The 19,723-nt window shown below is 57.0% G+C and carries 21 protein-coding genes, 2 tRNA genes, 1 other RNA gene and 1 riboswitch; of the genes, 9 read left to right on the forward strand and 15 right to left on the reverse strand.

Translation table 11 applies throughout. The features are described 5' to 3' along the window. Position 1: 1 nt before the first annotated feature. Positions 2-2,233, reverse strand: a complete 2,232-nt coding sequence (pflB, locus tag CLOEV_RS09640; RefSeq protein ID WP_034445701.1) for a formate C-acetyltransferase — start codon at positions 2,231-2,233, stop codon at positions 2-4. Between the two features lie 84 nt (positions 2,234-2,317). Next, positions 2,318-2,400, reverse strand: a riboswitch (ZMP/ZTP riboswitch). Between the two features lie 221 nt (positions 2,401-2,621). On the opposite strand from pflB, the gene CLOEV_RS16460 reads away from it, so the two are divergent. Both CLOEV_RS16460 and CLOEV_RS09645 read left to right on the forward strand, forming a co-directional pair. Beyond that, positions 2,622-2,747: a hypothetical protein gene (locus CLOEV_RS16460; RefSeq protein WP_008712487.1), complete on the forward strand. Its 126-nt coding sequence runs from the start codon at positions 2,622-2,624 to the stop codon at positions 2,745-2,747. Between the two features lie 27 nt (positions 2,748-2,774). Beyond that, positions 2,775-3,965, forward strand: a complete 1,191-nt coding sequence (locus CLOEV_RS09645; protein WP_256181522.1) for an FAD-dependent oxidoreductase — start codon at positions 2,775-2,777, stop codon at positions 3,963-3,965. A gap of 63 nt (positions 3,966-4,028) precedes the next feature. Here CLOEV_RS09645 and CLOEV_RS09650 read toward each other — a convergent pair whose 3' ends face one another. The 6 genes from CLOEV_RS09650 to CLOEV_RS16835 form a co-directional block, all read right to left on the reverse strand. Then, positions 4,029-4,937, reverse strand: a complete 909-nt coding sequence (locus tag CLOEV_RS09650; RefSeq protein ID WP_008712489.1) for an SPFH domain-containing protein — start codon at positions 4,935-4,937, stop codon at positions 4,029-4,031. 1 nt (position 4,938) lies between these two features. Continuing rightward, complete coding sequence (locus CLOEV_RS09655) at positions 4,939-5,415, reverse strand: NfeD family protein (RefSeq protein WP_008712490.1); 477 nt, start codon at positions 5,413-5,415, stop codon at positions 4,939-4,941. Positions 5,416-5,575: 160 nt separating this feature from the next. After that, positions 5,576-6,481: a ribokinase gene (locus CLOEV_RS09660; RefSeq protein WP_034443421.1), complete on the reverse strand. Its 906-nt coding sequence runs from the start codon at positions 6,479-6,481 to the stop codon at positions 5,576-5,578. 293 nt (positions 6,482-6,774) lie between these two features. After that, entirely contained in the window at positions 6,775-7,443 is a 669-nt protein-coding gene (locus CLOEV_RS09665; RefSeq protein WP_008712493.1) for a P-II family nitrogen regulator, read from the reverse strand. Between the two features lie 30 nt (positions 7,444-7,473). Beyond that, on the reverse strand, positions 7,474-8,955 hold the full coding sequence (locus CLOEV_RS09670; protein ID WP_245591125.1) for a DUF1538 domain-containing protein: 1,482 nt from the start codon (positions 8,953-8,955) through the stop codon (positions 7,474-7,476). Positions 8,956-9,382: 427 nt separating this feature from the next. Further along, positions 9,383-9,553, reverse strand: a complete 171-nt coding sequence (locus CLOEV_RS16835; RefSeq protein WP_156938395.1) for a hypothetical protein — start codon at positions 9,551-9,553, stop codon at positions 9,383-9,385. 242 nt (positions 9,554-9,795) lie between these two features. On the opposite strand from CLOEV_RS16835, the gene CLOEV_RS09675 reads away from it, so the two are divergent. Together CLOEV_RS09675 and CLOEV_RS09680 are read left to right on the forward strand one after the other, a co-directional pair. Beyond that, entirely contained in the window at positions 9,796-10,077 is a 282-nt protein-coding gene (locus CLOEV_RS09675; protein ID WP_034443422.1) for a type II toxin-antitoxin system RelB/DinJ family antitoxin, read from the forward strand. Continuing rightward, positions 10,070-10,258 carry a Txe/YoeB family addiction module toxin gene (locus tag CLOEV_RS09680; protein ID WP_245591126.1) on the forward strand — a complete coding sequence of 63 codons (189 nt, stop codon included), beginning with the start codon at positions 10,070-10,072 and terminating at the stop codon, positions 10,256-10,258. Before CLOEV_RS09675 ends, CLOEV_RS09680 begins: the two co-directional genes overlap by 8 nt. A gap of 478 nt (positions 10,259-10,736) precedes the next feature. Here the strand turns inward: CLOEV_RS09680 and CLOEV_RS09685 are convergent. After that, positions 10,737-10,813, reverse strand: a tRNA-Arg gene (locus tag CLOEV_RS09685). A gap of 48 nt (positions 10,814-10,861) precedes the next feature. Between CLOEV_RS09685 and tadA the strand changes: the two genes are divergently transcribed. Continuing rightward, complete coding sequence (tadA, locus tag CLOEV_RS09690; RefSeq protein WP_034443424.1) at positions 10,862-11,341, forward strand: tRNA adenosine(34) deaminase TadA; 480 nt, start codon at positions 10,862-10,864, stop codon at positions 11,339-11,341. Here the strand turns inward: tadA and CLOEV_RS09695 are convergent. Beyond that, complete coding sequence (locus tag CLOEV_RS09695) at positions 11,336-12,550, reverse strand: EAL domain-containing protein (RefSeq protein ID WP_034443426.1); 1,215 nt, start codon at positions 12,548-12,550, stop codon at positions 11,336-11,338. The two genes, tadA and CLOEV_RS09695, sit on opposite strands and share 6 nt — an antisense overlap. Before the next feature lie 167 nt (positions 12,551-12,717). Here CLOEV_RS09695 and CLOEV_RS09700 point away from each other — a divergent pair, with 167 nt between their 5' ends. The 4 genes from CLOEV_RS09700 (at position 12,718) to CLOEV_RS09710 (ending at position 13,957) form a co-directional block, all read left to right on the forward strand. Continuing rightward, the gene (locus tag CLOEV_RS09700; protein WP_367882911.1) at positions 12,718-13,038 is read left to right on the forward strand and encodes a helix-turn-helix domain-containing protein; all 321 of its coding nucleotides are present in this window, start codon (positions 12,718-12,720) and stop codon (positions 13,036-13,038) included. A 155-nt stretch (positions 13,039-13,193) separates the two neighbouring features. Further along, positions 13,194-13,285: transfer RNA gene (locus tag CLOEV_RS09705), tRNA-Ser, on the forward strand. Positions 13,286-13,324: 39 nt separating this feature from the next. Further along, positions 13,325-13,424: signal recognition particle sRNA small type (gene ffs, locus CLOEV_RS16465), an RNA gene on the forward strand. Positions 13,425-13,489: 65 nt separating this feature from the next. Further along, a complete protein-coding gene (locus CLOEV_RS09710) occupies positions 13,490-13,957 on the forward strand; it encodes a hypothetical protein (protein WP_008712501.1) in 468 nt (155 codons plus the stop codon). On the opposite strand, the gene CLOEV_RS09715 is transcribed toward CLOEV_RS09710, so the two are convergent. From CLOEV_RS09715 to pstC, 6 genes are read right to left on the reverse strand one after another with little or no spacing between them, the layout of a single operon-like run. Then, positions 13,946-15,715, reverse strand: coding sequence for a sensor histidine kinase (locus CLOEV_RS09715; protein WP_034443428.1), 1,770 nt, complete (start codon positions 15,713-15,715; stop codon positions 13,946-13,948). The genes CLOEV_RS09710 and CLOEV_RS09715 overlap by 12 nt on opposite strands. Continuing rightward, a complete protein-coding gene (locus tag CLOEV_RS09720) occupies positions 15,712-16,413 on the reverse strand; it encodes a response regulator transcription factor (RefSeq protein ID WP_008712503.1) in 702 nt (233 codons plus the stop codon). The genes CLOEV_RS09715 and CLOEV_RS09720 overlap by 4 nt, the downstream gene beginning before the upstream one ends. 4 nt (positions 16,414-16,417) lie before the next feature. Next, the gene (gene phoU, locus CLOEV_RS09725) at positions 16,418-17,107 is read right to left on the reverse strand and encodes a phosphate signaling complex protein PhoU (protein WP_034443430.1); all 690 of its coding nucleotides are present in this window, start codon (positions 17,105-17,107) and stop codon (positions 16,418-16,420) included. A gap of 28 nt (positions 17,108-17,135) precedes the next feature. Continuing rightward, positions 17,136-17,942, reverse strand: a complete 807-nt coding sequence (gene pstB / locus CLOEV_RS09730; protein WP_008712505.1) for a phosphate ABC transporter ATP-binding protein PstB — start codon at positions 17,940-17,942, stop codon at positions 17,136-17,138. Then, positions 17,943-18,806 carry a phosphate ABC transporter permease PstA gene (gene pstA / locus CLOEV_RS09735; protein WP_156938396.1) on the reverse strand — a complete coding sequence of 288 codons (864 nt, stop codon included), beginning with the start codon at positions 18,804-18,806 and terminating at the stop codon, positions 17,943-17,945. Beyond that, positions 18,803-19,717 carry a phosphate ABC transporter permease subunit PstC gene (gene pstC / locus CLOEV_RS09740; protein ID WP_008712508.1) on the reverse strand — a complete coding sequence of 305 codons (915 nt, stop codon included), beginning with the start codon at positions 19,715-19,717 and terminating at the stop codon, positions 18,803-18,805. Before pstC ends, pstA begins: the two co-directional genes overlap by 4 nt. Positions 19,718-19,723 lie beyond the last annotated feature (6 nt).

The raw sequence follows: 19,723 nt of genomic DNA on the forward strand, positions 1-19,723 counted from the left end.
GCTACATCACGCCGTGGAAGGTCCGCGAGACGACTTCCCTCTGCTGCGCGCGTGAGAGTTTGTGGAAGTTCACGGCGTAGCCCGAAACGCGGATCGTAAGGTTGGGATACTTCTCGGGGCATTCCATCGCCTCCCGCAGCGTCTCGCGATTCAGCACGTTGACGTTGAGGTGGTGCGCCCCCTGCGCGAAATAGCCGTCGAGCAGGGAGACCAGGTTGCCCAGCCGCTCATCACGCGAATGGCCGAGTGCCTCGGGAATGATCGAGAAGGTGTTTGAGATGCCGTCGCGGCAGGCGGCGTATGAGAGCTTGGCCACCGAGTTCAGCGAAGCGAGCGCGCCGTTCTTCTCGCGGTTGTGCATCGGGTTCGCGCCGGGAGCGAAGGGCTCCCCCGCCTTGCGCCCATCGGGCGTCGAGCCGGTCTTTTTGCCGTAGACGACGTTCGAGGTGATTGTCAGTATCGAAAGAGTGTGCTCCGCGCCGCGGTAGGCGGGATGTTTTTTCAGCTCATTAAAAAAGAGCTCTATCTGTTCGCGCGCGATATCGTCCACGCGGTCGTCGTCGTTGCCGAAGGCCGGATAATCGCCCTCGGTGACAAAGTCGGTGATCAGCCCCGCCGCACTGCGCACCGCGCGCACCTTTGCGTATTTTATCGCCGAGAGCGAATCGGCGAGCACGGAGAGCCCAGCCGCGCCGAAGGCCATGTAACGGTGAACGTCGGTATCGTGCAGAGCCATCTGCGTCTTCTCATAGGCGTACTTGTCGTGCATATAGTGGATCATGTTCATTGCCGAGACATAGGTCTTAGCCAGCCACGGGCGGTAGATATCCATCAGCGCCAGCACCCTGTCGTATTCCAGCATTTCGCCGCCGTAAGGCACGTGCGCCGGCCCCACCTGCTCGCCGCTCTTCTCGTCGCGTCCCCCGTTGAGGCTCATCAGCATCAGCTTCACGAGGTTCGCGCGTGCGCCGAAGAACTGCATCTCCTTGCCGACGCGCATCGCCGAGACACAGCAGGCGATCGCGTAATCGTCGCCGTAGAGCGGACGCATAAGGTCGTCGTTTTCGTACTGGATCGCGTCCGTATCGCAGGATAGCTTCGCCGCGAAGCGCTTGAAGCCCTCCGGCAGCCTCTTCGACCAGAGCACCGTAAGGTTCGGCTCCGCGGAGGGGCCTAGGTTATAGAGCGTGTTTAACATGCGGTAAGAGCTCTTCGTAACGAGCGTGCGTGCGTCCTCGCCCATGCCTCCGAGCGCCTCCGTGATCCACATCGGATCGCCCGCGAAAAGCTCATTATACTCCGGCGTGCGCAGGTGGCGCGCCATGCGCAGTTTCATCACGAAGTCGTCGATTATCTCCTGCGCGCCGCTCTCGTCAAGCAGCCCGCGCGCGATATCACGTTCAAAATAGATATCGAGGAAGGTCGAGACGCGGCCGATGGACATCGCCGCGCCGTTCTGCTCCTTGATCGCGCCGAGATAGGCGAAATAGAGCCACTGCACCGCCTCGCGCGCGTCCGCCGCCGGGCGTGAGATGTCGTATCCGTAGAGCGCCGCCATCTCCTTGAGCTTGCCGAGAAAGTTTATCTGCTGATATATCTCCTCCAGCAGGCGGATATTATCCTGCAGCATCACATCCGAGGCCGCGGCGCGCGACTTGTCCTTTTTCTTTTCTTCAATAAGGCGGTCCACTCCATAGAGCGCGGCGCGGCGATAATCGCCGATGATGCGCCCGCGCCCGTAGGAGTCCGGCAGCCCCGTGATGATGCCGCAGTGGCGCGCCGTCTTGATCTCGTCGGAATAGACGCGGAATACGCCGTCGTTATGAGTCGTGCGGTATTGAAATTCTGTCTCCACCTTGTCGGAGAGGGAATAGCCGTAGGACTCGCAGGCCTTGCGCGTCATCGCGATGCCGCCGAAGGGGTTCACGCCGCGCCGCAGCGGCCTGTCCGTCTGTAGGCCGACGATGATCTCACGTTCTTTATCCAGATAGCCGGCGCGGTAATTCGTCAGCGAAGTCACCGTCTGCGTATCGATATCGAGCACGCCGCCGAACTGCCGCTCGAGGTTGAAAAGATGTTCCAGTTTCTTCATCAGCGCCCCCGTGCGCTCCGTCGGGCCGCAGAGAAAATCTCCGCCGCCCTCGTAAGGCCGGTAATTGCTCTGGATAAACCCCCTCACATCGACGCCTTCACACCATTCGCCCTCTTTGAAGCCCTGCCATTCTTCCCTCATATAGCTTTCCTCCCGTTCATAATAAAAACATCCCTCTCCCGCGCCCTTTTTCATACAAAACATGAAAAAGGGCAGCTTCGAAAGGAATGCTGCCCAGACGGTCGGCTCTATATGACCGCGACCCCACTGTGGTGCTCCACAATTATCCGTCAGGGATCGCGACCGGATGACATAACATGGACATTATATCTTAAATCTATATTTTTGTTAACCTTTTTTCGACGGAACGATCAAGAACTCTTTATCCATTTACGTATTTTCACGCAACTTTTCCCACTTTTTTCCCGTTGCCTGAAGCGCGGCACACTTTAAACTGAACGAAGAGGGGCGATAGCCTCTTTTAACTTGCGCCGCGCGTCGCGGTCGCGGAAGCGGAGGCGGTAATATTATGAAGGTAGTGATCATCGGAGGGGTGGCGGGAGGGGCCACCGCCGCCGCGCGTATCGGCACGCTGTCGAAAGATACGCGGGTGGTGATGTTTGAGAAGGGGCCCCATATTTCACTGGGCACCTGAGGACTGCCCTATTTCATCGGTGATGAGATAACGGACGCATCCTCGCTCACCCCCTACACACCAGAGGAATTCAAAGAAAGGTATGGCGCCGAGGTACGCGTGGAGAGCCGCGTCACGGCGATCGAAAGGGACAGAAAGCTCGTAACGGTCGAGTCCCGCGGGAAACGATATACTGAGAGCTACGACAAGCTGTTGATAGCCACCGGCGCGGAGCCTTACCGCGCGCCCTTCCCGGGGGCGGCTCTGCCGGGAGTATTCACGCTGAGAAGTCTCGGCGACGCCGAGGCGATAAAGAGCTGGATAAAAGAACGCAATGTCAAAAAAGCGGCTGTCATCGGCGGCGGCTATATCGGAATAGAGTGCGCCGAGAACCTCAAAAAGAGAGGGATCGACACCTTCATCGTCGAGATGGGCGGCAGGCTGATGACTCCCTTTGACCCGGAGGTGGCGGCGCGCATCCAGCGCCACATCGAGGAAAACGGCGTCGGCGTACAGGTCGGCTGTCAGGTCAGGAATATCGACGATGCCGGCGGCCTCGCGGTACAGACGTGCCCCGAAAGACGCGCCGCCGACATGGTGATACTCGCGGCGGGAGTGCGCCCCGACACCGGGCTGGCGCAGGCCGCGGGACTTGAGATGAATAAAAAGGGCTCAATTGTAACGGACGCCGGCATGCGCACCTCCGACCCTGACATTTACGCCGTCGGCGACGCGGTCCAGGTGACAAATTTTGTGACCGGAGAACCCGATTTCGTGCCGCTCGCGGGCCCGGCAGGCAGGCAGGGGCGCATTGCGGCGGAAAATATCCTCGGAGCCGGCAGCCGTTACGACGGCGCGCAGGGAAGCGGCATCCTCAGGGTATTCGGACTGACGGCGGCCTGCACCGGCATAAACGAGGAAAGGGCGCGCCGCCGCAAGATAGACTGCGGCAGCGTGGATCTCGAATATCCCTCGCACGCGGGTTATTATCCCGGCGCGGAAGAGATATTTATGAAAGCAGTATTCGAAAAAGGCACGGGAAAGATACTCGGAGCGCAGTTCACCGGCAGGGACGGCGTCGATAAGCGCTGCGACGTAATGGCGGCCGCCATACGCATGGGCGCGACCGCCAGCGACCTGACGCGTTTCGAGCTCTGTTACGCTCCGCCCTTCGGCACGCCGAAGGATATAGTGAACGTCGCCGGCGACCTGATAGAAAAAAAGCTCGGCGCAGAGTGACCGCGTTTGAAAGGGCCCGCTGCCGTTTGGCCGCGGGCCCCCGATATCTTATCTTCTATACAGCTATTCCGCCGATTTGGGTTCTTCCCTCATCAGTTCTTTTAACGAGGCGGCAAGGCCGGCCAGCCCCTGGATCTCGGAGGGTATTATTATCTTCGTCGCCCTGCCGTCCGCGGCCTTGCCAAACGCCTCGAGGCTCTTGAGCGCGACGATCTCTTTCGTCGGCGCAGCCTCGTTGAGCATCTTGATGCTGTCCGCGAGCGCGCTCTGCACCGCCCTGATGGCTTCGGCTTCGCCGGCGGCCTCGCGGATCTTCTGCTCTTTCACGGCGTCGGCGCGCAGTATCGCCGATTCCTTCTCGCCCTCGGCGATAAGGATCTTGCTCCGCTTCTCGCCCTCCGCCAGCAGTATCGATTCACGCTTCTCGCGTTCGGCCTTCATCTGGCGTTCCATCGCCGCCATTATCTCCTGCGGCGGGACGATGTTTTTGACCTCTACGCGGTTCACTTTGATGCCCCATTTGTCGGTGGCCTTGTCGAGCGTCTCGGTGATGCTGGAATTGATATGGTCGCGCGACGTCAGCGTGTGATCCAGCTCCATCGAGCCGATGATGTTCCTCAGCGTCGTCGCGGTGAGGTTCTCTATCGCGGCAAGCGGGTGCTCTACGCCGTAAGTCAGCATTTTGGCGTCCGTCACCTGAAAAAAGACGACGGTGTCTATCTGCATCGTGACGTTGTCTTTCGTGATCACAGACTGCGGCATGAAGTCGACGACCTGCTCCTTGACGGAGACCTTGTTCGCGATCCTGTCGATGAAGGGCAGCTTGACGTGCAGCCCCGCGCCCCAGGTGCTGAGATAGGTGCCGAGGCGCTCCAGGACATAGACGCTCCCCTGCGGCACGATGCGCACGTTGGCGGCGACTATCATCACCAATATGAGTACTATAATCGTAAGCAGCATTGTTGACAGCATTTTACTTGTCCTCCCTTGTATCGGATGTTTTTTCAACCATTAGTTTTACCCCGCGAAGCTCCCTCACGACGACGATGATCCCCTTATCAAGGTTCGTCCCGTCCAGCGTGCGCGCCTCCCATTCAAGTCCGTTCGCCAAAACGCGTCCCTTTTCAAGAATATTGTCTATCGGCGATATTACGACCCCTTTCTGCCCGATCACCAGGTCGGCGTTGGTCGGCGTCTTCTCGACGCGCAGAATATTCTTGAGGAACGGGCGCGTGAAGACCATCGCCGCGACGCTCGCGGCAATGAAGGTCACGATCTGGTAATTGAAGGCGGCGTCAAAGGCGGCGGGCAGCATGGCGGCCAGCGCGCCGATCGAAAACCATATCGAGACGAGCCCGACCGTGACCGCCTCAAGAACGCCAGCCGCAATCGCGACGATGAGCCAGAAAACCACAGGGTTAGTTGTTATTAAATTCGCCAGCGCTTCCATTTTATCCCTCTTTTCCAAAGGCGCGGTTCATCCTGAGACCGCCCCCGCTTCGATATTCTATCCGTATGTAGCATAGCATAGTCGGAACATTGTTGGAAACAGTTTGATCAAACACATCAGGTCTCTCCCTGATTCAAATATCCAGAGGCACGCCGGCGGCCTATGGCGCGTACACCGCGGCCTCAGCCAGCGTGGGGATCGAGGGAGAGGCCCCCTGCCTGGCAACGCTGATCGCCGCCGCCCTGGCGGCCAAGTCCATCGCCTCCGGAACGGAAAGCCCGCGCATCCTTCCGCCGATAAAAAAGCCGGTAAAGGTATCGCCGGCGGCGGTCGTATCGACGGCCTCCGCCGGATAGGCCCGCTGACGCAGAGGCCTGCCGCCGCCTCTTATATAAAAGGAGCCTTTTTCGCCCATAGTCAGGACGATCTCCGCCGAGGGGAACCTGCCGCCTAGCGCCTCGATAAGCTCCGTCTCCGCGGCGGCATTCCCGTCGTCAAGTCCCAGAAGCTGCGCGGACTCCACACGGTTAAGCATGAAGCAGTCCACACATTCAAGAGGAAGTTCCAAAACAGAGGCCTCCATCGGCGAAGGGTTCAGGACGATCTTCAGCCCGATCTCACGCGCCCTGCGTATTATGTAAGGGAGTTCGTTTATCTCATTTTGCAGGACGAGGCAGTCCCCCCGCTGAAAGCCAGACAGGACTTCGTCAGCCAGATCCCGCGTAACGGCCCGGTTCGCTCCGCCGTAGAGGATGATGCAGTTGTCGCCATTCAGGTCATTCTGGATGATCGCGTTCCCAGTCCGTTCCCGCTTCAGCACATGGACATATCTTGTATCAACGCCGGCCTCTTCCAGCTCTCTCAACAAAAAAAGACCGTCTTCTCCGATACAGCCGGCGTGGTATGTTTCCACCCCCGCCCTTGATAAGGCGACCGCCTGGTTCAGTCCCTTCCCGCCGCTGAATATATGAAGGGAGTCGGCGGATATGGTCTCCCCCTTTTTTACGAAATGTTTTACCCGATAGGTATAGTCAATGTTGATAGAACCAAAGCACAACGCCTTCATCACTCTCACGCTCCCTGCGATAAGGAAAACCTTGTTTCTATTATACAGATCTTATTTACTCTATCACAGGCGTGCTCAAGAAGATACAGCACAGGCGCATCAAACTTTTTCATGAGGACATTGGACAGCCCGCGGCGCCGGGCGGCAGCGTTTTCCGCTTTCATACGGCATTGGGAGGCCGCAGCGAACACTTGCGGGAGGGAAACCGCGGCATTTTGCCGCTGAGGATCCGGCGGCCGTTTTATTGTTTATGCGCGGACAGACACTGTCCGGCGTCTCTTCCTGATATCTAACTAAAGCTTGGAGAACCCCGCGACCCTTTCTACCGGGACCGTAAAGGCTATGGCTCTGGCATCGGTGGAGGGCCCCGCCTTGTCGATGATCGCTTCGATAATGGCGTCCTTGCTCTCTTTACTGGTTACAAGATAGATCATCTCTTTTTCCTCCGCGATGGTGAGGCCGAAAAATTTGGAGGCGAAACGGGCTCCGGTACCCTTCGCGTGAATGACCGTCCCGCCGCGGGCCCCGGCATCTCTCGCCGCGTCCATAACCATGTCGACGTAGCCCCTTTCGGCTATCGCTACGATCAGCGAATACTGCATCTCTTCCACCCTCTTTTTAAAATCGTCATCCAGCAACTCTTCCGGTAAACATTGAGCGTTCGAGACCCCGGCGACACAGTCCACGGGGAGCATAAGGGCGACGCCGGCGTTCGGCGCGTCGATCCGCATCTCCGAAACCAGCCCGGCAAGAAGCCCGTTGGCGGCGTCTGCGCCGCACAGGCAGCAGATGATCTGCATCTCTTTTTTCTCCAGCCCCCACAGGTAGAGCGCTTTTTTTTGCGCCGTTCCCTCGCAAAGATAGCTGAATACCAGCTTGGCCCCATGCTTATGAAAAAAATCTATATAACCGTCGCTCTGCTTCCGCTGAACGACCGCGATCACAAAATTAACGCCGTTCATGACAGTATTCCTCCGAAACGATATTTTTCATCACAACTCAGGCTCCTCTTTCTTCATCGCCGACATGCCGCGCATATAGAGCAGCCCCAGAAGCTGGATGGTGATGAGCGGCGTCATCGCCACCATCGCCACCACGCCAAAGGCATCCTGCGTGATGTTGCCGCCGACAGCGCTGCAAAGCCCCATCGCCAGCGGGAGCAGGAATGTCGCCGTCATAGCGCCGGAAGCGACGCCCCCGGAGTCAAAGGCGATGGCCGTGAATATCGGAGGCACGATGAAGCTCAGTATCAGCGCTATCGTATACCCCGGCACAATGAGCCACATCAGAGGCAGCCCCGTCAAAATACGCATCATTGCCAGCCCGACAGAGATGGAGACGCCGATCGACAGACTGACGCTCATCGCCTTTTTAGGGATGGCCCCCGCCGTGATCTCGACCACCTGCTTGTTGAGCACGTGGACGGCGGGCTCCGCCATAACGATAAAATACCCGATGACCATACCGATCGGGACGATCACCCAGTTGTTCTCCAGCCCGCCGATAAGCTGCCCGATGTAATTGCCGACCGGCAGAAAACCGACATTCACTCCGGTGAGGAAGAGGACCAACCCAAGATAAGTATACAGGATACCGACCGTAATTTGGATGATCTCCGTCCCGTAAAGCTTCAGCTTAAAGATCTGAAAGGCGAGGAAGAAGAGGATTATCGGCAGCACGGAAAGCGCTATTTCATGGAAAAAACGGGGAAACTCCACGGCGAAGAGATACCACAGCTCCTGAGAATCCTTGATATCAGGCACAGTCACGGGGGTATATTCGCTGCCTCCGCCGGGATAGAGGATGCCCAGGATCAAAACGGCAAGGATCGGGCCGACTGAGCCGATCGCCACGAGGCCAAAGCTGTCGTTCTGCGCGCTGCTGTCGCTTCTGGAGGCTGCGACGCCGACTCCGAGCGCCATTATGAATGGAACCGTCATCGGGCCGGTGGTGACCCCGCCGGAGTCAAAGGCGACGCCGATATAGTCCACCGGGATAAAGAACGCCAGCGTGATGAGCAGCACGTAAGATACAAGCAAAACCGTCCGCAGCCGTATCCCCAGGAAAATACGCAGCATCGCCAGCATCAGGAACACTCCCACGCCGACGGCCACCGCCCCGATGATCGCCGCGTTGGGGATGTTGGGCACCTGTCCGGCCAACACCTGAAGATCTGGTTCGGAGACTGTGATGAAGGTTCCGACGAGAAAGCTGATCAGGAGAATGAACCACAAACTCCTGGTCCGTGTGACGGCCGAGCCTATGTGCTCGCCGATCGGGGTCATCGCGATGTCGGCTCCCAGCGTGAACAGCCCCATGCCGACGGTAAGCAGGATCGAGCCAAAGACGAAAGCAAGCAGCGCGCCCGCAGGCACCGGAACGAGCGCGAAACAAACGACGAACACTATCGCCGTGATCGGCAGGACCGATTTCAAAGCCTCTTCCATCTTTGCGAAGAGAATCGTGTTATTCAATCCAAATCTTTTCAGCATCCATCAGAACAGAGCCATAAACGTCGTCCGGATAAATTGGTCATCGGCTCGCTCTCCTTTCGTCGGGATAGGAAGGCTGCTCCAGAACCCGGCTGGGCCGCCACGGGAAATCACAGCGGATCGGCTGATCGCGAAACATCCTGTGTTGAGTATAACATACTGCTGAACATACGCCATACAGATGACAATAGACTAAATTTACATTATTTTGCCATTATTATCCATCGTTCCGCCAATACTTAATATTACCGATGCGTGAAACACTTACGATAGGATAAGATTAAAATGTATGTATTGCTATTTAAGATGTTTTTAGTGGTGGTATTCGGTCAGGACGCTGTCGATCTATAAACCAGACCAGGCCGGACGACAATAGTAAAGACGCCGTGAGCCCGAGGGCCGCGGCCTTTTATTTTCTGTTGTCAAGAAAAATTATCGCCGCGGCTATCAGCGAGGCGAGCCCTGATACCGAGAGCACCAGCCAGGCGATGATCCCCGGCCTCCACCCATGCAGCCAGGCGTATAACATAGAGACGGCAAATATAACGAGCACAAGATAATGTAAAAATTTCGTATTCAACCGACATCGCCCCCTCAGCTCTCACGCTAAAATCTGTCGCTGTGCAGTTTTGCTTTTCAATAAGATGTAGTATAAATCAAAAAAACAGAAATCCCGCGAAAACCAACATATAATTTTATGAAGGTTTGGTTCTATCGCTTATAATTGCCGCTGGGATAAAATCTTTATGTAAACAAAACATCTTGACTTGTACTAACATCGTCATTACAATATAAATATAATAATACAAGGAGGAATGACAAATGCCGCAGACAACGATAACCTTCCGCACAGATGCGCAGACCAAAGAAAACTTTGACGACTTCTGCTCCGAAGTCGGCATGAATGCCTCCGTGGCCTTCAACATGTTCATGAAAGCCACGCTCAACGCCGGAGAACTGCCCTTCCGCGTCTCCCGCGCGAAACCGCGCATTGATGACGCCAGCTTCTTCGGCGGCGCAAACCTGGCTCGACTGAATCACAGCAAAGCGCAGGCCGAAGCGGGACGCCTTTCGGAACACGAAACGATAACCGCCGATGATTAAAGCCTGGACCGATGACGCCTGGGAAGACTACTTATACTGGCAGACACAGGACAAAAAGACTCTGCGCCGTATCAACCTGCTGCTCTCCGACATAGACAGCAACGGCAACAAAGGCCTTGGTAAGCCGGAGCCGCTGAAAGACAACTTCAGCGGCTATTGGAGCCGCCGCATCGATGATTAACACCGTCTCATCTACGCCATACGGGAAGGCCGGATAATCATCATCGCCTGCCGCTACCACTATGGGTAAAAACCAGGCGTCCAGGTAAGCGCCATTATTGCCCTGCACCACCCTCTGCCGGAGCATCGAACTGTGGGGCTGGAACTGATATAAGAATAATGATCCCTAACAATTTCCATACATATTCCATTATAATTGCCGCTGGGATAAGATCAAAAGCGGCGTGCCGAGGAAGAAAAGTGGGAAGCGTAGAGATCGACCGAAGCACTTTCCAGTTTTTGAGTATATGCTGAGTACGGGTAAAAAAATTCCCGAGGTATAAAACCTCGGGAATCGTTGGTAAAAGTGGCGTGCCTGTGGGGATTCGAACCCCAGACCTTCGCCTCCGGATGAGCAGGGAACCAAAACGCCGCTTTCGCGTTTTGTGTGAGTCGCTTAGTTCTATCGCTTATAATTGCCACTGGGATAAAATTAAAAGTGGCGTGCCTGTGGGGATTCGAACCCCAGACCTTCGCCTCCGGAGGGCGGCACTCTATCCAGCTGAGCTACAGGCACGCATGAAGCGCTAGTAAGTATATCACAAGAAACGGAGAGCCGCCATAGATGAACGATACTATTTATATGAAAGAGGCAATAGAGGAGGCGCGGCGCGCGCTTGAATGCGGAGAGATCCCCGTGGGCGCGGTAGTCGTCCGCGGCGAGGAGATAATCGGCCGCGGGCATAATGTCCGCAGCCGCGACAAGTCGCCGTTCGGACACGCGGAGATCGCCGCGATGACGGAGGCGGCGAAAAAGATAAATTCGTGGCGTTTCGACGGCTGTTCCATTTATGTGACGCTTGAGCCCTGCGTCATGTGCTCGGGCGCGCTGGTACAGTGCCGTATGGGAAGGATAGTCTTCGGCGCGAGAGACCCAAAGGCCGGAGGCTGCCGCTCCCTTTATGAGATCCCCCGCGACCCGCGAATGTATCACAGATGCGGGCTCACAGGAGGCGTGTTGAGCGAAGAGTGCGCGGAGATGCTGCGGATATTTTTCAGAGAAAGAAGAAAGGCCGGTATAATAAAAAAGACCGCGCCGTTATAGGCCGCGAAAATATTTATCGATGAATTCTTCACAGGGCAGCGGCCTGTCTATCAGGTATCCCTGTATCTCGGCGCATCCCAGGCCCTTCAAAACAGACGCCTGCTCTTCTCTTTCGACGCCCTCCGCGATACAGCCGATACCGAGCCTGTCGCATATCCCCACCGTACTTTCCACGATCAGCCGGCTGATCTCATTTTCAGCGACCTCGGCGACAATGGATTTGTCTATCTTAACAACATCGAAACGGAATGCCGACAACATGTATAGATTTGAATACTTGCTGCCAAAATCGTCCAGCGTCAGCTTGTATCCCGCACCGCGCAGCGCCTTGCAGGCCGCGGTAAAATCGTCGCGGGAGACATTGCCGACATTCTCGGTGAGCTCGATCTCCATATACCTTCGCAGCTCCTCAAATCCTCTGTCTATTTTACACACCTCGCCGGTGATATCGGGGGAGAGCAGCGTCTTTTTTGAAAAATTGACAGAAAGGGGCAGCGGCTTTTTACCCAGCGCTGTTAATTTACGCAGCAGCGCGTAGCTCCGATCGAGGACGTAAAGGTCAAGTTTCCTTATCAGGCCGGCCTCTTCCAGTTTGGGAATGAAGTCGTCCGGCATGACAAGCCCCTCCCGCGGATCGTCATAGCGCGTAAGCACCTCGGCTCCGGTGATCATGCCGTTAATTAAATTCACCTTCGGCTGCAGGTATAATTTTACGCGCCCGTTTTCAATGCCGCGCCTGAGCCAGTCTTCAAGGCGGGCGCGGTACTCGGCGCAGAAAGGCTCGCTCTCATCAGCTATCCGAAGTCTGCGGATAAGGCACATCGCCCTTTCAGGCTCGCCGCCGCTCCCGCGAAGCGTCTTATACGATATCTCCGTCAGACGGGGCTCGCCCTCCAGGAGGGGCGAAAAAGTGCGGATCATGCGGCCGCCCTCTCTCCCACTGAAGATGCCGTCGATGAACTGTTCAAGCGTTTCGTCACGTTCCCGGCTGGCAAAACCACATCTGCGAAACAGTCCCGCCGCGTCAGTGCGGGAGAATCTTTCGCCGCGGCCGTGTTCTTCGGCGTTCCACGAAGAGATGGTCTCCCCGCGCAGGTCGGCCAAGTAAAGGGCCGAAGAGGTCAGGTCAAGAAGAGCCGATATCGTTTCGCATAATTCTCTCTGTTCTGCGCCGCCAGGAACATCCGGTTTTCTTACCGTTACTCTCATAAAAATATAGCCCCTTCCATGATGATCGCGATGACGGTGCTTTTTCTTAATCCGCGTCATATATGCCTAAACATTATACAATATATAAGATGCTAATAGCATCCTAAATTAACGATTATAGCGTTAACAATCCCTCCGCACTCACCCTAAAATTTACATCAGGTGAGGTGAAAGAATTGGACAACGAATTTATCAGAAAACGAATCACCGAGCTAAGGATAAAGAAGGGCGTCTCGGAATATAAGATGAGCCTTGATCTGGGACACAGCAGAAGCTACATGCAAAGCATCGTAAGCGGACGCAGCTTGCCCTCCATGGCGGAGTTCCTGTATATCTGCAAATATCTTGGAGTCACCCCAAGCGATTTTTTTGACGAAGAGATAGACAACCCGGCTCTGATCAAAAAAGCGCTGGAGGGGATTTCGAGGCTTTCTGAAAGAGACCTGTCGCTTTTACTCTCTCTTATAGAAAGACTTTGCACAAAGTAAAATGAAAAATGCCGCGCGGCATCACGGACCGCCCGATGTTTTCGTTAAAAAGCCCGATGAGTCCGCCCTGTTTTGCCGGTCATCTCTTTTGACATAGCGAGTGCAATAGGATATAATGTCCTCCGTCGATATAAAGACATGGTAACGACGTACGCGGAGAGGTGTCTGAGCGGTCGAAGGAGCTCGCCTGGAAAGTGAGTGAAGGGGTCAAACTCTTCCATGGGTTCAAATCCCATCCTCTCCGCCATTATTATGTCTAAACTGAGTCGATGTGCCTTTTACGGGCACTCCAGTCCCATGCGGCGCGAGCCCGTGAACCTCGTCAGGTCCGGAAGGAAGCAGCGATAAGCGGAATCTTGCGGGTGCCATGGGAGCGCTGGAGTTCCCGTAAAGGGCACGTTTTTTATTATCCGGCTGATGTTCATATCCTTATTATCTGGATGGTGAGGTCATGAGAGATGCTCCCGAGGGTTTTCTTCCCCTCAAAGTCACACCCGCGGAGGGTGACAGGCTGATTCTTTCACCGGCGTATGTTTTTCCCGCGAACATTATGGAACGCGGGCTCTTCGCCGGAGTCCGCCTCTCGTCTAAAACGATCATCGTGGACGCCTCAAACGGCAGGACGGCGATCACCGACGCCTGCGTAACGCTCTGCGCGGATATCGATCTTCCCTGCGTCCCCAAAGAGCTGCCCGTCAAGATAAGCGCGCACGGCGCGCAGTCGATCGCCGAGATGATGGCGACGCCGGAGGAGGCGCGCGGTTGGCGGCGGAGTTTTAATTCAGCGAAGGTCCTCTTTCGTACCGATGAATTCAGGTTCGCCTGGCACGCATATATAATCCGCGGCCCCCTGCTTATCGACGCCTTTACGGGCGGAAGCAGCGAGGCCGCGGATCTTATCGATATTTTACTTGGGTAGCCTGATAACGAAAGCCGCCCCGCCAAGCTGCGATTCTCCAATTTCGAGGGTGCCGCCGTGGCGTTCGATTATCCGCCGCGATATGGAGAGGCCGAGGCCGTAGCCGCCGCTCTTTTTTTTGCCGCGCGCCCGGTGGCCGTCGCCGCGGCGGAATCTTTCAAATACAAGTTCTCTCTCGTTTTCAGCGATTCCCGGACCGTTGTCATCGACCGTGAGGCGCCACTTTCCTTCGTCTTCTTCGATCGAAACTTTTATGATCCCCGCGGAGCCGTCGCCGGTCTGGATATATTTCTGCGCGTTTTCCATGATGTTCAGCAGCGCCCGGCGCAGATCTCCGTGGATTCCCATAACGTGCGCGCCGTAAGCGGGGGCCGTTATCGCGATCTCTGTCGCTTTGGCCTGCGGCAGCGCCGCGATCTCGTCTTTGACCTCCTCCGCGATCCCCGCCAGGTCGACGTCCGTGATATTTTTTTGCATCGGGTCGGCGTCAAGGCGCACAAGCAGCAGAAGGTCGTCGACAAGCCCGCTGATCCGCTCCTGCTGGCGCAGCAGGCTGTCGATGGTCTCAACATCCTCGGAGCGTTCCGGGACCTTCATCTGCGGAGAGCTCTTGAGAAGCTCCAGCCCCGTGCGGATTATCGCGAGCGGCGTCTGGAATTCATGCCCGGCGTCGATGAAGAAGTCACGGCGCACCTCTTCAAGCCTCGCCTTTTCCGTGAGGTCCTGAAGGGCGATAAGCCTTCCGCGCGCAAGCTCCAGGGTCGTCGCCTCTACCTGCATCGCCATCGCGCCGCCGTGCATTATCGACAGCGTCCGGCTCGTATCGGGTTCGTCAAGCATGAGGTATAGCTCATGGGAGGGCAGTATCAGCTCCACGGAGGAGCCGCGGGCAGGCAGCTCGGCACGCCCGCAGATCGCCGCGGCCTCTTTGTTTATGTAACGTATCTTTTTTTCGTCATCGATAAGAATGACGCCTATCGGCAGCGCGCCGACCAGCTGCGCAAGCTCCTCTTTACGCTCCTGCGCCTCGCGTATCGTCTTTTGCAGCGCGTCCTGCATGGAGTTGAGGGTGTTTGAAAGCGCCTGTATCTCGCCGTCGTTGGTTATCGGAAAGCGCGCCTTCTCTCCTCTGGCTATTTGGGAGGCGGCAAGGCTCAAGGAGTTGAGCGGCGTAAGGATCAGGCGCAGCACAAGGTATGTCCCGAGCCAGACCAGCAGAAGGATCAGCGTGAAGTATTTGATAAAGGGGATGGTGACGTTTTTTATGAGGCCGGAGAGCTTCGCCACCGGGTACGAGAGGCGCACCACGTAAGCGTCGCCGGGGCTGCCGGGGACGATGACCCTCTTCGCCATATATATCTGCCATTCCCGCTGCGTCTTGCTGTAGCGCAGTTCAGATCCCTCGCCGCCCTCAAAGGCCTCCATCACCTCGCCGCGCGTATAATGGTTCTCCATCCGCGCGGCGTCGGCCTTGGTATCCATGACGACCTCGCCCATCAGGCTGACGACTGTGACGCGCCCGTCCGGATAGAGGGCGGTCCAGACGCCGGAGATGTTCTTTATTCCGTTGATCCCCTTTTCCTCTCCCGAAACGGCGATGAAGTCGAGATAGCGCGAGAGCATCGCGCGGGTATATTCGATGCTGTCGCTGCGCTCGGCCCTGTAAATTATCATCCAAGCCGCGAGGCCGATGACAAAGACCGCCGAGGTCATGAGAATGGCGATCTTTTTTTTCAGCGTCAATTTGCTGAGATTCATTCCTGCCCCTCCTCCCATACGAGCCGGTAGCCGCGACCGCGGAGCGTCTGCGCCGAGAGCGCCGGCTTTTTACCGTCGTCGAGCTTCCTGCGCAGCCTTGAAAGGTGAACGTCCACCGTGCGCGTGTCGCAGTTGGACATTCCCCATATACGCCGCAGCAGCTCGTCACGCGACACGGTGTGCCCCATGCGGCGCGCGAGCACCTCCAGTATCGAATACTCGGTCGGGCTGAGGTCTATCAGAGAGCCGCGCAGCCAGGCCTCTTTCTCCGCCGCGTCCAGCCTGAAATCGCCGTTTTCGATCACCTTGCGGGTATCCGCCTGCGCGCGCGTGCGCCGCAGCAGCACGCGAACGCGCGCCAGCAGCTCGTCAAGGGGAAAGGGCTTGCGCATGTAGTCGTCCGCGCCAAGGTCGAGCCCCTGCACGACGTCTTCGGCCGAGCCGCGCGCCGTCAGCATGAGGATCGGGATGTGTTTCGTCTCCGCGTCGGATTTCACGCGGCGGCATATCTCCCAGCCGTCCATCAGAGGAAGCATGAGGTCCAGTATCACAAGATCCGGCAGCTCTTCGTATATCAGAGTGAGCGCCGAATCTCCGTCATAGGCGCAAACTGTCTTATATCCCTGCTGCCTGAGGGCGCGGCAGATAAATTCCGCGAGGCTCTCTTCGTCGTCAACGACCAGTATCTTCTGTTCCATCGCCCTATGCCATCTTCTTGCGGCGGTAACTGCTGGCCTTCACGGGGCGTCCCGTATACATGTAGGCGACACGTTCGGCGACGTTGGTAGCGTGGTCTCCCGCGCGTTCGAGAGTCTTGGAGACGTTCATCAGGTTGAAAGACTGTTCGATGCGCTCCGGCTTTTCCATGATCAGCAAAAGCAGTTCGCGCATGATCTGCTTTTCGAGGTCGTCCACCTCGTCGTCCATCGGGAATACCTTGAGCGCCGCCTCTCCGTCGTGGTTGTCTACCGCCGTCATCGAGAGCCGCAGCATCTCTTTAATGATCTCCACCATGCGCGGGATGTCGATGAGCGGCTTGAGCTGCGGCATTCTGGAGAGCGAGAGCGTCACCTTCGCGATGTTCTCGCCGTAGTCTCCGATGCGCTCAAGGTCTACCGCGATATGCATGATGCTGACGACGACGCGCAGATCCTCGCCGAGAGGCTGGTAGCGGGCCGCGAACTCCATACAGGCCGCGTCGAGTTTTTCTTCAAGCTCGTCAATGACGTCGCCGTCGGCGATGACCTTCTGCGCCAACTCCGCGTCCTGGTTCTTCAGCGCCCAGACCGCCTTTTCAAGCGATTCAGAGGCCAGTCCGCTCATGCGGTATATCATGTTCTTGAGGAGCGAAAGGTCCTCCTCTATTCTTTTTCTCGTATTTATCGTATTCATCGCTGCACTCCCCCTGTTTCTTTCTCTATTAGCCGAAACGGCCGGAAATATAGTCTTCCGTGCGCTTGTCGTGCGGTGAGGTGAACATTTTCGCCGTCCTGTCGTACTCTATCAGGTCCCCCAGAAGGAAGAAGGCCGTGTAATCCGAGATTCGCGCCGCCTGCTGCATGTTGTGCGTGACGATGACGACGGTGTAATCCTTCTTGAGTTCGCTGACGAGCTCTTCAACGCGCGCCGTCGACATCGGGTCCAACGCGCTCGTCGGCTCGTCCATCAACAGGATGTCGGGCTGCGTCGCAATGGCGCGCGCGATACAGAGGCGCTGCTGCTGGCCGCCCGAGAGTCCAGTTCCGGAACTTTTCAGCTTGTCCTTCACCTCATCCCAGAGGGCGGCCCCCTGGAGGCTCTTCTCAACGGTCTCGTCGAGGCGTCCCTTGTCCTTTATGCCGTTGAGGCGCGGCCCGTATGCGATATTGTCATATATGGACATCGGGAAGGGGTTAGGCTTCTGAAAGACCATCCCGACCTTACGCCGCAGCGCAATGACGTCCATTTCGTTTGATAAAATATTTTCCCCGTCGATCTCAATTATACCCTCTACGCGCGCCGACGGGATAAAATCATTCATGCGGTTGAGGCACCTGAGATAGCTGCTTTTACCGCAGCCGGAGGGGCCGATGAAGGCCGTAACTTTGTTTTCCCCCATGTCGAAGGTGATATTCTTCAGCACCTGCCTGTCGCCGTAATAGAGGTCGACGCCGCGCGTGCGTATCTTTACCGACATCTCGTCCGTGTTCTCCCCGCGCCCTTCCTTATTCGCCAATGTATACCCCATCTACCTTCCGTTCCTTTCCGAGAGACGCGCGCGCGCGACAACCCCGATCGCGCTCGTCCCCATTACAAGTCCGATGAGCACCAATATCGCTCCGTATTCTATCGGCGCGGCCGCCTCCGGGTCTGTCGCCGAGGTGGCGAGCACGTATATGTGATACGGCAGCGCCATCACTTGGCTGAAGAGGCTCTTCGCAATGTCAGGCGCGAAGTAGGCGGCGCCGGTGAACATTATCGGGGCCGTCTCCCCCGCGACGCGGCCCACCGCAAGAATGGCCCCCGTGATTATCGTCGAGGCCGCCGAGGGCAGCACGACCTTCATTATCGTCTGGTATTTCGTCGCTCCCAGCGCGTATGAGGCGTCCCTGTAATCCTGCGGCACCGCGAGGAAGGCCTGTTCGGCGACCGTGACCACGAGCGGCAGCGAGAGGCAGGCCAGCGTCAGCCCCGCTGAAAGCAGGCAGGAGCCAAATTGCATGAATACCACGAAGAGCGAGAGGCCGAAGAGGCCGAAGATGACCGAGGGCACTCCGGCCAGCGAGCGGATCGATATCCTCATAAGGCTGACGATCCAGGTATCTTTGGCGTATTCCGCAAAGTAAAGCCCCGTCATGATCCCCACCGGAAGCGCCACCCCCATCGATACCAGCACGAGCTGCATGGTGCCCACCAGCGGCGTCAGTATCCCTCCGGCGAGCATGCCGTCCTTCGGCGGCTCCGAAAGGAACTCCCAGGAAAGCGTCGCCGCGCCGTTCTTTATCAGGAAGGCGGCGACCGCGCCGATCACCGCTACGAGCAGCAGCGCGAAGAGGCAGAAGACGAGCGTCATCAGCCGGTCGTATATCTTGCGTATAAAAGTACGGTTCATCTCTTTGTACCTCTTTTTTCAATATAGAGAGAAGCCAGGTTTATCATCAAGGTCATCACAAGAAGGATGAGGCCCGCAAAAAAGAGCGCGTAGTAGTGTGTGCTGCCCACGGGGGTCTCTCCCATTTCGGCGGCGATCGTCGAGGTAAGCGGCCTCACCGGCTCTGTGAAGAGGGTGGGGATTATCGCCGCGCCGCCGGCGGCCATCAGCACGACCATCGTCTCGCCGAGCGCGCGCATCACCCCGAGCAGTACGGAGGCGGTTATGCCCGGCAGCGCGCCGGGAAAGACGACCTTTTGTATCGTCTCCATCCTCGTGGCTCCCAGAGCGTAGGAGGCGTCCCGCAGTTCAAGGGGGACGGCGGCGAGCGCCTCATCCGAGAGCGAGGCGACCACCGGTATTATCAAAAAACCCAGAAGTATCGAGGCGTTCAGCAGGTTAAGGCCGCTCGCGATGTTCAGCGAATCCTGCATCCAGGGCGCGATCAGCATCATGCCGATGAAGCCGAGGACTATAGAGGGGAGAAATCCGAGCATCTCAAGCAGGACCTTGAAGAAATTTCTCATCCTGCGCGGAGCGATCTCCGCGGTAAAAACCGCGAGCGCGAGCGCCGCGGGTATGGCAATCAAGCTTGATAGAAGGGTGGCGGCGAAGGTCCCTGCGACAAGCGCCGCCATTCCAAGTGCGGGAGGTTCCTCTGTCGGATACCAGTCTCTGGAAAAGAATAGCTCTTTAAGTGAAGCCGTCCGGAGGACCGGCAGCCCATTCGCCACCAGAAAGCCGAGGATGAAAACCAGGATTATGATTCCCGTCACCGCCACACAGAAGACCGTGCGTGACATTATCCTGTCTCCTCTGCCTCCGAAGGCCTGTTCCTTTGCCGGCCGTTCGGCCTTTGTAAGTGCGCTCATGGGCTG

The sequence above is a fragment of the Cloacibacillus evryensis DSM 19522 genome (assembly GCF_000585335.1).
Classification (GTDB): Bacteria; Synergistota; Synergistia; order Synergistales; family Synergistaceae; genus Cloacibacillus; species Cloacibacillus evryensis.

Coding starts and splice junctions, on each gene's coding strand:
- pflB (WP_034445701.1), bottom strand. CDS start 2,233: ATGAGGGAAGAATGGCAGGGCTTCAAAGAGGGCGAATGGTGTGAAGGC.
- CLOEV_RS16460 (WP_008712487.1), top strand. CDS start 2,622: ATGAAGGTAGTGATCATCGGAGGGGTGGCGGGAGGGGCCACCGCCGCC.
- CLOEV_RS09650 (WP_008712489.1), bottom strand. CDS start 4,937: ATGCTGTCAACAATGCTGCTTACGATTATAGTACTCATATTGGTGATG.
- CLOEV_RS09655 (WP_008712490.1), bottom strand. CDS start 5,415: ATGGAAGCGCTGGCGAATTTAATAACAACTAACCCTGTGGTTTTCTGG.
- CLOEV_RS09660 (WP_034443421.1), bottom strand. CDS start 6,481: ATGAAGGCGTTGTGCTTTGGTTCTATCAACATTGACTATACCTATCGG.
- CLOEV_RS09665 (WP_008712493.1), bottom strand. CDS start 7,443: ATGAACGGCGTTAATTTTGTGATCGCGGTCGTTCAGCGGAAGCAGAGC.
- CLOEV_RS09675 (WP_034443422.1), top strand. CDS start 9,796: ATGCCGCAGACAACGATAACCTTCCGCACAGATGCGCAGACCAAAGAA.
- CLOEV_RS09680 (WP_245591126.1), top strand. CDS start 10,070: ATGATTAAAGCCTGGACCGATGACGCCTGGGAAGACTACTTATACTGG.
- tadA (WP_034443424.1), top strand. CDS start 10,862: ATGAACGATACTATTTATATGAAAGAGGCAATAGAGGAGGCGCGGCGC.
- CLOEV_RS09695 (WP_034443426.1), bottom strand. CDS start 12,550: ATGAGAGTAACGGTAAGAAAACCGGATGTTCCTGGCGGCGCAGAACAG.
- CLOEV_RS09710 (WP_008712501.1), top strand. CDS start 13,490: ATGAGAGATGCTCCCGAGGGTTTTCTTCCCCTCAAAGTCACACCCGCG.
- CLOEV_RS09715 (WP_034443428.1), bottom strand. CDS start 15,715: ATGAATCTCAGCAAATTGACGCTGAAAAAAAAGATCGCCATTCTCATG.
- CLOEV_RS09720 (WP_008712503.1), bottom strand. CDS start 16,413: ATGGAACAGAAGATACTGGTCGTTGACGACGAAGAGAGCCTCGCGGAA.
- phoU (WP_034443430.1), bottom strand. CDS start 17,107: ATGAATACGATAAATACGAGAAAAAGAATAGAGGAGGACCTTTCGCTC.
- pstB (WP_008712505.1), bottom strand. CDS start 17,942: ATGGGGTATACATTGGCGAATAAGGAAGGGCGCGGGGAGAACACGGAC.
- pstA (WP_156938396.1), bottom strand. CDS start 18,806: ATGAACCGTACTTTTATACGCAAGATATACGACCGGCTGATGACGCTC.
- pstC (WP_008712508.1), bottom strand. CDS start 19,717: ATGAGCGCACTTACAAAGGCCGAACGGCCGGCAAAGGAACAGGCCTTC.